The organism is Methylocapsa palsarum, assembly GCF_900114285.1.
GTDB lineage: Bacteria > Pseudomonadota > Alphaproteobacteria > Rhizobiales > Beijerinckiaceae > Methylocapsa > Methylocapsa palsarum.
In genome coordinates this window covers 228,385-239,211 of the sequence record NZ_FOSN01000004.1, presented here as the reverse complement: position 1 = coordinate 239,211, position 10,827 = coordinate 228,385, and the positions used below count along the sequence as shown (strand labels likewise).

The following is a 10,827-nucleotide window of genomic DNA, read 5'->3' as shown; positions in this document are numbered from 1 at the left end:
CACCAACTGCAGGCCGCTTAACCTTTAATGTCGATGAGCCAGAACCTCCGTTCCGAATAACCTGAAACTGTCTCAAATCATCTGACGACGGACAAGCAATGGAGATATCTGGACTACCCTTGGCGCCGGCGGATTGGGCGCCGTCATCGGTGTCATAGGTACGGTTTCGACCGCGTTGATCAACCGGCAACCGCCCATGGCGGCACTCATCGACGCTCGGATTCGTCTGTTGATCGAGGGATATGAGAGGCGCATCAGCGACCTTCAGCGAGAAATAAGGAGACTGGAACAAAAAATTGACGATCTCACGGCTGCGTTGGGGGCGCAAAGTAAATAAAAATAAGAATATAGAATTATTGATATGAATCAATCTGTGCAACGTGATGGTATTGCGATGTAATAAATCGAATAATAGAAAATAAAAACATTGCGCCCCCTGTCCCGTCTTTTGCGGGGCAGGGGCTTTTTTTTTGCCATTTTTCCGGACAATTTGGCCTTGTGGGGTGAATAGAGGTTCCCCGGCCGATCCTTGATCCTTCGGCTTGCCCAAGATCAGCACGGGAACCGCCTGAGTTTGCGCATTGGACCCTTAAGCCAATTGCCACTCTTGGAGAGGACGGGTAACAGAAAAGGCCAATGAGGATCTGCAAACACAAGGAGGCGTTTCATGCCGGTGCGGCTGGATGCGGGAAGCCCCGGTTTTAATGAAGCGTTCAGAACTCTCCTCCAAGCCAAGAGGGAGTCGGCGGAGGATGTTGATCAGGCGGTTCAAGCGATCATCGCCGACGTCGTCGCAAAAGGCGATCTTGCATTGGCGGCGTATTCGAAGGCGTTCGATCGGGTGGATCTAGAGAGCGTCGGCCTGCGGGTGGCGACATGGGAGATCGATCGGGCCCTCGAACTCTGTGCTCAGGAGGCGCTGGACGCGCTCCGGTTCGCCCGCGACCGGATTGTCGCCTTCCACGAACGGCAGCGACCAAAGGACGAGCGTTTCACCGATTCCCTCGGCATCGATTTGGGTTGGCGCTGGTTGCCGATCGACTCGGTCGGCCTCTATGTCCCTGGAGGGACCGCGAGCTATCCTTCTTCCGTCTTGATGAATGCGGCGCCCGCCAAGGTCGCGGGCGTCAAGCGCGTCGTCATGGTGGTGCCGGCACCCGACGGGAAGATCAATCCGCTTGTTTTTGCGGCGGCGAGACTCGCGGGCGTTGACGAAATTTATAGGATCGGCGGCGCGCAGGCGATCGCGGCCCTGGCTTATGGCACGCAGACGATCTCGCCGGTCGCAAAAATTGTCGGCCCTGGGAACGCTTACGTTGCGGCCGCCAAGCGGAGGGTCTTCGGGACCGTTGGCATTGACATGATCGCCGGCCCGTCGGAAGTTCTGATCCTTGCTGACGCGAGCGCAGAACCTGAATGGATTGCGGCGGACCTCTTGGCTCAAGCCGAGCACGACGCGGCGGCCCAGTCGATCCTCATCACCGATAGCGCGGCGCTCGCCGACGCCGTTGAAGCAGCCGTCGCGCGCCAGCTTTTGACGCTGCCCCGAAAGGCGATCGCAGCGGCGAGCTGGAGCGAATTCGGCGCCGTAATCGTCGTACCGGAACTCAAGGACAGCCTCGCGCTAGCCAACCAGCTCGCCCCGGAGCACCTTGAAATCATGGCGGCGAATGCGGAATCGCTGAGCGAGGGGATTCAAAATGCCGGCGCGATCTTCATCGGCGCACACACGCCCGAGGCGATCGGCGATTACGTCGGGGGGTCGAATCATGTCCTTCCGACGGCCAGGTCGGCGCGGTTTTCCTCGGGACTTAGTGTGCTCGATTTTATGAAAAGAACCACAATATTGAAGTGCTCCGCCGCCGGCCTCGCGCGCCTAGGTCCCGCGGCTGTGACGCTTGGCCGGGCCGAAGGGCTGGACGCCCACGCCCGCTCGGTGTCTCTCCGGCTGGGCGATCAAGCATCATGAGCGCCGCCGAACCTAAACCAAACGACCGGCTCGTTGCGGTTACTCTTGACGAGGCTTCGATCGGCCGCAGCACGGCTGATAAGGAACACGAACGACAGATCGCGATCTATGACCTGCTCGAAGAAAATTGCTTCTCCCTGCCAGGCCATGACGCCGGCCCCTACGCCTTGAAGATAGCCTTGCAGGACGCCAAACTGGCTTTGGAAGTCGGCGACGAGACCGGCGCTCCGCTGGTCGCGCATATTCTGTCCCTGACGCCCTTCCGCGGGCTTCTCAAAGACTATTTCTTCATTTGCGAAAGCTATTACGCCGCGATCAGGACGGCGATGCCCGGGCAGATCGAAGCGATCGACATGGGACGGCGCGCGATCCATAACGAAGCGGCGGACCTCCTGATCGAGCGGCTGAAAGGCAAGCTAGATTTTGATAAAGATACGGCGCGGCGGATTTTCACGCTCGTCGCCGCTTTGCATTGGAAAGGCTGAGACGTGACGCCTGCGATGCAGGACATCGAGGCGCCGTTTCAATGAAGACTGCGGTGAAAGACCGCCCGCAATCCGTGCTTTTCGCCTGTACCCTGAATACAGTTCGTTCTCCAATGGCCGAAGCTTTAGCCCGGCATTTTTTTGGAACGCAGGTCTATTTCGCGTCGGCCGGGTTGAAACGTGGCGAGATTGACCCGTTCGTCGCCGAAACGATGGAGGAAATCGGCATCGACATGTCCAAACACCGGCCTCATACGTTCGAGGATCTGGAGGATGCGTCGTTCGACCTCATCGTCACTCTTTCACCCGAGGCGCATCACAAGGCGCTGGAATTTACCCGTACCCTGGCCGCAGACGTCGCCTACTGGCCGACTCTCGATCCGACCGCGGTCGAAGGGTCGCGCGAACGAGTTCTCGATGCTTACCGCACCGTGCGCGACGGCTTGCTGAAGCGGATTGAAAAGCTTCTGGATTACCGCCCCATGGGAAATCTCTAACGCTTTCCGATCGCATGACATCATGCGATCGATCAGAAAACCCTTCAGAATCAAAGGTTTGAGCATAGTCTTGTCGATTGGATTGATTCAATCCGATCGGAATATGCTCGAGCGATTTGCGAGCGGGCCTCGGGCTACGATCGCTGCCGTCCGTTTACGCAAACGTATAGTTTCGATGAGCGGCGAAGCTCCAGAACATGACAATACACGTCGTTATGGCTTGCGCCAAAAGATACGGCATTCCTATAAAATCAATAAATAGCATCATGAAAACAAAGGTAAATCCGAAGCCGCCAATCGCCACGACCGCGAATCGCCGGATCGCCCGCTGATGCGGAGCATTGGATCCGAACGTATGGCGGCGATTGAAGATATAGGACACAACGCCGCCGGCGGTGAAGCCGGCCAGGGCCGCGACGACGGCGCCGACGCCGCCGAGTTCGACCAGGCCGATCAAAACGGCGTAATGAACCGCCGTCGCGACAAATCCCACTCCGATGAAGGTCGTAAGCTGGCGGAACAAGCGGCCTATGCTAAGATCAAGATCTCGTTTGGCGGTCACTTGTATCGTCCAGGAAAAGGGAATGGATTTCGATGAGCGCAGCTTTCCGCAGGAGGCAGATCATGCGCCATCTCGGGGCGGATGCTGCGCCTTGGCGGCCGGCGGTCCGGGCGCTCGAATGCGACATTTACCAAGCGTAGGGTTTATCTTGCCGTCTAGCAAGGCGCTCTCCGGGCGCGCTCAGGCTCAAGCCGCCGTCACCTTAAGTCTGGATTCCGTGAACATGAGGCCCCTATGAACGCTGTTTCTCCCACTGGCCCTACCCATCATAAGATGATCATCATCGGATCGGGTCCGGCGGGCTACACGGCCGCGATCTATGCGGCGAGAGCGATGCTTGAGCCGCTCATGATCTCTGGTTTTGAGCCCGGCGGCCAGCTCATGATTACGACCGACGTCGAGAATTACCCCGGATTCGCCGCCCCGGTTCAAGGGCCCTGGCTGATGGAGCAGATGAAGGCCCAGGCCGAGCATGTTGGCGCAAAAATGGCGTCGGACCATATCGCCGCCGTCGATCTCTCCCAGCGCCCTTTTCTTTTAACAGGCGACGGCGGCTCAGCCTATACCTGCGACTCCTTGGTCATCGCGACCGGCGCGAAGGCCAAATGGCTTGGCGGCCCATCTGAGGCCAAGTTTAAAGGGTATGGCGTATCCGCATGCGCAACCTGCGACGGCTTCTTTTACCGCGGGAAGCCTGTCGTCGTCGTCGGCGGCGGCAATTCGGCCGTCGAAGAAGCGTTGTACCTCAGCCATCTGGCGAGCAAGGTCACAATCGTGCATCGGCGCGACGCCTTCAAGGCGGAAAAAATCCTTCAGGAACGCTTGTTCAAACTGCCAAACGTCGACTTTATCTGGGATCACGCCGTCGACGAAATCCTCGGAACAGAAGATCCGCCGAGCGTCACGCATGTTCGTATGAGGAACGTCAAGACGAACGCCCTGCGCCAGATTGAAACGCATGGCGTTTTCGTCGCCATCGGGCATCATCCGGCTTCCGAGCTTTTCGCGGGCCAGCTCGAGATCAAGCCGAACGGATATATCGTAACCGCGCCAAATTCGACCGCGACCAATGTGCCGGGGGTCTTTGCCGCTGGTGACGTCTCCGACGAAATATACAGGCAGGCGGTCACCGCAGCCGGGATGGGATGCATGGCGGCCCTGGAGGCTGAGCGATGGCTCGCGGCCCAGGCGGACGTTCCCATCGCCGCTCAATAGCTGAAGAGACATGCCGCCGCGGGCTGACACCACAGCGCAAAGCCCAAGGGCGGGGGCCGCGACGGGCGGGCGGGGGAGGAGGAGCCCCCGTCCTGTCCTGATTTCTGACGCGCCTATCGATTCTTGTGGCTTTGCTCGCCGGCTTTGACGTGAGAGCCGCCCTGGTTTGAGCTTCCAGAGCCGCCCTTATGGCTCTGTTCCCCATTCTTCACGTGCTGCTCGTGAGAGCCTCCGCGGGTCGAGCCGCTACCCGTCTCGTTCTCGCCTTTTGCGCGTTCCCGGCCTTCCCCCTTCGAAGACCCTGACGTATTCTTGTGGCTCTGCTCGCCAGCCTTCACCTGTTGCTCGTGAGCGCCGCCGCGATTGTTCTGTTCATTCGCCATCGTCATGTTCCTTTATAATGGGCCACGCCGATCGCGGCCTTGCGCGACAACCGGCCGCCTTTAGACAAGTTCCTTAAAAATAAGGGAAAAAGCGGCCCGGTTCTAAGCCCGCCGCATGCTGCACGCACCACGGCGCTCGATGGCCCGAGAAGCCGGGCCTCTGCTTTCGTTTCCATACGGCGCCGCCACTTGATCGCTGCCGGCGACTGCAGCCCATCAAGCTACGATGTGGACGAAACAAGCCAACGACCACCACCCGCCTAACAGAGAGGCGCAGTAGGTAGATCGGTCGCTCCCTGTCCGAACATACGCACAATAAATGACAAGCGTCACATGAATGAAACACGAAATTGCAATTATCCCGCTCTGTCTAAGGTAGGACGACCGTTGCTCGCTTGGGTAGGCGAAGCGCCGGAAAGTCCATACTCTCGGCTATTGTTGTGACTTGTGTTGGCCAGCGGGTTCTTCGCCAAACTCTGCGCCGGCGCCATTCGCTTCGCCGCCGAACAATCACAGGTGGGGCGGGTTCGGATTGATGAAAGTTCTGGTCGCAACGGACGCTTGGCATCCGCAGGTCAATGGCGTGGTTCGAACGCTGACTTCGCTCGCGCAGAGTGCGCGAAGCCTCGGAGTCTCTATAGAGTTTCTTTCTCCACAGGGATTTCCTTCTGTTCCGCTGCCAACCGATCCAGGCCTGCGCGTGGCGTTACCGGGGCGCCGGGAGGTCGCGCGACGCATCGAGGCAGCCGCGCCGGATGCGATTCACATCGCGACCGAGGGACCCATTGGCTTCGCCGCTCGAAGCTATTGTATGCGAAACAAGTTGCCATTCACCACCAGCTACATGACCAAGTTTCCGGAATATATTTCCGCGCGCCTGTCGATCCCCGAAAGCTGGACATATGCGCTGCTCCGGAGATTTCATTCCACCGCCACCGTTACTATGGTGTCGACGCCGTCGCTGATGACAGAACTCACGCAGCGTGGGTTCATAAATCTAGGTCTTTGGACCCGGGGGGTCGACACCGAGGCGTTCAACCCTCAGCATTCGATCGATCTTGGTCTGCCGCGGCCGATTTTCCTTAACGTCGGCCGCATCGCCGTCGAGAAAAATCTCGAGGCGTTTCTCTCGCTCGACCTGCCCGGCTCAAAGGTCGTGATCGGCGAAGGTCCGCTGGAAGGAGAGTTGCGGAAGAAGTTTCCGGACGCAAAATTCCTTGGATTGCTCGAAAATCCCGCACTGGCTTCTCATGTCGCCGCCGCTGACGCGTTTGTATTTCCCAGCAAGACGGACACCTTCGGCATTGTGCAGCTCGAAGCCCTCGCGAGCGGCGTTCCGATCGCCGCGTTTCCTGTCGCCGGTCCGAGCGATGTTGTTGGAACCAATCCGATAGGCGTTCTGAGTGATGATCTCCGCGCGGCCTGTCTTGGAGCGCTTCACGTCTCGCGGGACGCCTGCCGCGCCTTCGCGCTGACCCGCTCGTGGGACAAAAGCGCAATGCAATTCATCGGACATATCAAGAAGGTTGTGATCGGCAAGGCGCGCAAGCCGCGCGTCGCGTAGACGTCGCTCAGGTAGTTCGAAAAGACCAAAATTTGGCGCATGCTCCAAAATAGGGGGCGGGAGGCAGAATGGGAACGGATGTTAGCAACACGTCGATTGCAACGGCCTATCGGCTTTGGGCCCCGGTTTACGATCTCGTTTTCGGCGAGGTGTTCAAGAGCGCGAGGCGCGCGGGGATCGCGGCCGCGGAAGCTGTTGGCGGCTCCATTCTTGAAGTCGGAATCGGCACCGGAATTTCCTTGCCCTTCTATTCCAAATCCACTCGCCTTGTCGGCGTCGACATCTCCGAGCCCATGCTTCGCAAGGCTCAGATCCGCGTGACGGAGATGGGCTATGCGAATGTCGAAGGGCTTGCGGTCATGGACGCCAGTAAAATGGCGTTCGCCGACAATTCGTTCGACGTCATTGTCGCTCAGCTGGTGGTGACCACCGTACCGGATCCGGAAGGCACATTGGACGAATTCATGCGATTGCTTAAGCCTGGTGGCGAAATCGTCCTGATCAGCCGCGTCGGCGCCGACAGCGGGCCGAGGCGGATTGTGGAGCAGGCCCTGACTCCAATCACGCGCCGGATTGGTTGGCGTCTCGAATTTCCGTGGTCACGCTACGAGCGTTGGGTCGCGCGGCGAAACGACGTCACGGTGATGGAGCATCTGCCGATGGCGCCTTTCGGCCACTTCTCGCTGATTCGCTTCGGCAAGAGAGAACCTGACGCTGTCGCGCATGAAATCCGCGCCGCGTGAGTCGTTGCCTTACGCGACGCTTCGGGACGCGGCTTATTCTTATCACGCCGACTCCCGTTGCGCCGCGAGACGACAAATGCGCTTGACGTTTTGCGCGCCATTGTTGGGGAACTGTCACAGTTGACCCGTAGACTAGATAATCTTGCAAACCCTAAACCAAAGAGGGGAGGACTATGAGTAGTTTTCTTGAGGTTCTGAGAACTCAGCGATGGGACGATCATCGTTATTATCACCAAAGCCGCATCAATCAGGCGCTGCATCTCTTTAGTGCGGTTAGCTTCGTGTGCACCTACGTGCTCGTTTTTACCGACCCGGTGGCGGCGGCTTTGGCGGGCTGGCTCGCGGCGATGTGCACGCGCCAGATCGGCCATTTTTTTTTCGAGCCGAAAGAGTATGACAACGTCAACCACGCTACCTATGAATACAAGGAAGAAGTCAAGGTCGGCTACAACCTGAAACGGAAGGTTGTTCTCATGTCCGTCTGGGCGGCTTCGCCGTTTGTCCTCTACTTTAATCCCACCTTGTTCGGTATTTTCGACGCTCCGGACGGCGTCGGAGAATTTATCCGGCACGTGGCGGTGGTGTGGCTGTTCATCGCGGCCGCTGCGCTCATCTTCAGGACCGTGCAGCTCTTCATCATCAAGGATGTTCAGACGGGGCTCGCCTGGGTGACGAAAATCCTGACAGATCCGTTCCACGACATTAAGCTATACCATATGGCGCCGCTCTACTTGCTGCGTGGAGAATTGTTCGACACGATGACGCCGGAACAACACGTCTGATATTTACTGGAAGCGCGCTGATCAGGCTGTGATTCTGGTCGGCCCTCAACGAAAGCCGAAGCGGCTGGCGATCATTTCCCGCAGGATTTGACGCCTGATTGCTTTGTTGGTCGTCGAAGAATCACTCCACCACCATCCATCTTGCTGCATGGTCCTGGCGGCCGTCACGAAGAGGTCGGCGACCCTCTGGAAATCCTCCTCGGAATAGTTGAGGCTGAAGATCAGACGGCCGGTTCCGACCCAACTTAATGACAGGCCTTCGGCGCGCAGATAGTACTGTAGCATCCAATTGTATCGGGCCGGTCGTGTATAGCTCACCGTCCAGATCGTGGACATATTCGCCACCTGGACGGGAAGATCCTCATCCCGAAGCCGCTGGTTTAGCATTTCGGCGCGGCGATTCCAGGTTTGGTCTAGATTTTCGTAGAGCCTGGAAATTTCCGGGGTCTCGATCCGGGTCAGGAACTCTTGCATGGCGCCCATCACGTAGGGATGGGAGTTGAAGGTGCCGCGAGCAAAGCAGACATCCAGCGGCCGGTCGTCGCGGAAACGCTTCATCAAGTGCGCGCGGCCGCACACCGCCCCGACAGGGAGGCCGCCGCCAAGCGTCTTGCCGTAGGTGACAAGGTCGGCTCGCACCCCGAAATATTCCTGCGCGCCGCCGGGCGCGAGGCGAAAGCCGACGAAGACCTCGTCGAAGATCAGAACGATGCCGCGTTCGGTGCAGACGTCGCGCACGCGTTTCAACCAGTTTCGGTAGGCCTCGCGATCGAAATGAGCGCCGCGCGAACTGTCGGCAAGCGCAGAATCGGCGGCTGCGCCGGCGTTTGGATGTAGGGCTTGCAAAGGATTGATCAACACGCAGGCGATGTTCCGGTGCGTGCGAAGCACTCGGAGTGAATCGTCGGACATGTCCTTCAACGTGTACGTTTCGTTCGCTGGCGAAGGGTTCCCGATTCCCGGTTGAACGTCGCCCCACCATCCATGGTAAGCGCCGCAAAAGCGCACCAGATGCGTCCTGCGGGTGTGATAGCGCGCAAGTCGCACGGCCTGCATGACCGCTTCAGTCCCAGACATATGAAAGGAAATTTCATCCAGTCCGGAAATCTGCTTGAGTCTCCTGACGTTATAGACAATCGCCGGATGATAGGAGCCGAGCACAGGGCCGAGTTCGCGCATACGCTTGTTGCTTTGGTCTATGCATTCCTTGTAAAAATCGTACCCTAGAACGTTGACGCCATACGATCCTGTCAGGTCATAGGACTGATTGCCGTCGAGATCGGTCAGCATCACTCCGGAGGAAGATTGCGCGAAGGCGCCGGAGTTGAGATGTTCGTGGGCGTAGCGGCTGTATTGAAAAGGAGTTCGATAGGCGTCGGTGAACTGGACATCCGAAATTGAATTTTTGATTTCCGATGTCAGGTGTGTGGTGTTCTTAAATTTGAGATGGTAGAGCGCCGATAGCCGCGCGAAGCCTGAGCGTCTCAAAGCTTCGATTTCCTTTGGGGGATTGTCCGAGGTAAAGAAGCGATCTTCACCATATTCATAGTACGGGATGAACTGGGCGAGGCGACGTCCCATTCTAGCGTGGCCAGCGATTGAACGATGCTTGGCCTTGGACAAGTCCAGGCGAGCCTTCAATTTCATCAAGACGACGCCCGCAGCGGCGGCGCCGAATGTGTAGAGACCGAGTTTTGTATATGTTTCCATGGACTTCACGCCTACCGGGGTAGAATTAACTCATGAAGATAGTCAGACGGCTGCTCGCAAAACTTTCTCGCCAGGAAGATTTGAATTTTCTGCTGACGAACAGGATACCCAGGCGGTTCGCGACCGAATTCATGGGGTGGTACAGCCAGATCGAACAGCCGTTGGTGCGTGATGCATCGATCTGGATTTGGCGCCTGTTTTCCGATCTGGATCTAAGCGAGGCGAAACAGGAAAAATTCAAAAGTATGCATGATTGTTTCACCAGAGAGCTTAAGGAGGGCGTTCGGCCAATCGACCAGGATGTAAATACTCTTGTCAGTCCGTGTGATGCGATCGTTGGCGCATGTGGTTCGATCGTTGGCGATGAGCTCCTTCAAATCAAAGGATTTTCATATACGCTTGGCGAATTGCTTTGCGATCGCAGCCTCACGGAACTCTACCACAATGGGCAATACGTCACGCTGCGGCTGATGTCCAGCATGTATCACCGTTTTCATGCGCCGCACGATTGTATCGTTGATCGCCTGACATATATCTCGGGAGACACCTGGAACGTTAATCCGATCGCTTTAAGACGGGTCGAGAAGTTGTTCTGCAAAAATGAACGTGCGGTGATTCAGACCCGGCTGGCTTCGACAAGCCATGTGATCACCTTGGCGCCGGTCGCAGCGATCCTCGTGGCGAGCATGAGGTTTCATTTCATCGATGTCCTACTCAATCTCAGGTACGGCGGACCCAACATTTTTTCGTGCGCGGTCAAATTCCGCAAGGGCGAGGAAATGGGCTGGTTTCAACATGGATCCACGATCATCGTCTTCGCGCCCAAGGGGTTCGAGTTGTGCGAAGGCGTGCGGGAAGGCGCTCGTATCCGGATGGGAGAATGTTTGATGCGGCTGCCTTGACGACCTTGCTTCAGG

The 10,827-nt window shown here is 57.7% G+C and carries 11 protein-coding genes and 1 pseudogene; 8 read left to right on the top strand and 4 right to left on the bottom strand.

Going from position 1 to position 10,827, the window contains the following annotated elements:
* The coding region (locus BM177_RS19465) for a hypothetical protein (protein WP_139223541.1) at window positions 1-559 on the bottom strand (559 nt) is incomplete at its 3' end.
* 108 nt (window positions 560-667) lie between these two features.
* On the opposite strand from BM177_RS19465, the gene hisD reads away from it, so the two are divergent.
* Genes hisD through BM177_RS06830 form a run of 3 tightly spaced genes read left to right on the top strand, consistent with a single transcriptional unit; the run spans window position 668 to window position 2,951 of the window.
* Window positions 668-1,969 (top strand): histidinol dehydrogenase, encoded by a 1,302-nt coding sequence (gene hisD / locus BM177_RS06840; protein WP_091680236.1) that lies wholly within the window; start codon window positions 668-670, stop codon window positions 1,967-1,969.
* Window positions 1,966-2,454, top strand: coding sequence for a UPF0262 family protein (locus BM177_RS06835; RefSeq protein ID WP_091680233.1), 489 nt, complete (start codon window positions 1,966-1,968; stop codon window positions 2,452-2,454). Before hisD ends, BM177_RS06835 begins: the two co-directional genes overlap by 4 nt.
* 41 nt (window positions 2,455-2,495) lie before the next feature.
* The gene (locus tag BM177_RS06830) at window positions 2,496-2,951 is read left to right on the top strand and encodes an arsenate-mycothiol transferase ArsC (RefSeq protein ID WP_091680231.1); all 456 of its coding nucleotides are present in this window, start codon (window positions 2,496-2,498) and stop codon (window positions 2,949-2,951) included.
* A gap of 154 nt (window positions 2,952-3,105) precedes the next feature.
* Here BM177_RS06830 and BM177_RS06825 read toward each other — a convergent pair whose 3' ends face one another.
* Window positions 3,106-3,513: a GtrA family protein gene (locus BM177_RS06825; RefSeq protein WP_244532174.1), complete on the bottom strand. Its 408-nt coding sequence runs from the start codon at window positions 3,511-3,513 to the stop codon at window positions 3,106-3,108.
* A 234-nt stretch (window positions 3,514-3,747) separates the two neighbouring features.
* Here BM177_RS06825 and trxB point away from each other — a divergent pair, with 234 nt between their 5' ends.
* Entirely contained in the window at window positions 3,748-4,728 is a 981-nt protein-coding gene (gene trxB / locus BM177_RS06820) for a thioredoxin-disulfide reductase (protein ID WP_091680228.1), read from the top strand.
* 185 nt (window positions 4,729-4,913) lie between these two features.
* On the opposite strand, the pseudogene BM177_RS06815 reads toward trxB, so the two are convergent.
* Window positions 4,914-5,111 (bottom strand): annotated as a pseudogene (locus BM177_RS06815) (hypothetical protein); the annotation flags it as partial.
* 535 nt (window positions 5,112-5,646) lie between these two features.
* Between BM177_RS06815 and BM177_RS06810 the strand changes: the two are divergent.
* The 3 genes from BM177_RS06810 (at window position 5,647) to BM177_RS06800 (ending at window position 8,200) form a co-directional block, all read left to right on the top strand.
* Window positions 5,647-6,675, top strand: coding sequence for a glycosyltransferase family 4 protein (locus tag BM177_RS06810; RefSeq protein WP_091680222.1), 1,029 nt, complete (start codon window positions 5,647-5,649; stop codon window positions 6,673-6,675).
* 68 nt (window positions 6,676-6,743) lie between these two features.
* Window positions 6,744-7,418 carry a class I SAM-dependent methyltransferase gene (locus BM177_RS06805; protein WP_091680220.1) on the top strand — a complete coding sequence of 225 codons (675 nt, stop codon included), beginning with the start codon at window positions 6,744-6,746 and terminating at the stop codon, window positions 7,416-7,418.
* A gap of 173 nt (window positions 7,419-7,591) precedes the next feature.
* Entirely contained in the window at window positions 7,592-8,200 is a 609-nt protein-coding gene (locus BM177_RS06800; RefSeq protein WP_091680218.1) for a hypothetical protein, read from the top strand.
* 45 nt (window positions 8,201-8,245) lie between these two features.
* On the opposite strand, the gene BM177_RS06795 is transcribed toward BM177_RS06800, so the two are convergent.
* The gene (locus BM177_RS06795) at window positions 8,246-9,910 is read right to left on the bottom strand and encodes an aminotransferase class III-fold pyridoxal phosphate-dependent enzyme (RefSeq protein WP_091680215.1); all 1,665 of its coding nucleotides are present in this window, start codon (window positions 9,908-9,910) and stop codon (window positions 8,246-8,248) included.
* A gap of 32 nt (window positions 9,911-9,942) precedes the next feature.
* Here BM177_RS06795 and asd point away from each other — a divergent pair, with 32 nt between their 5' ends.
* Window positions 9,943-10,812 (top strand): archaetidylserine decarboxylase, encoded by an 870-nt coding sequence (gene asd, locus BM177_RS06790; RefSeq protein ID WP_091680212.1) that lies wholly within the window; start codon window positions 9,943-9,945, stop codon window positions 10,810-10,812.
* Window positions 10,813-10,827: the final 15 nt, after the last annotated feature.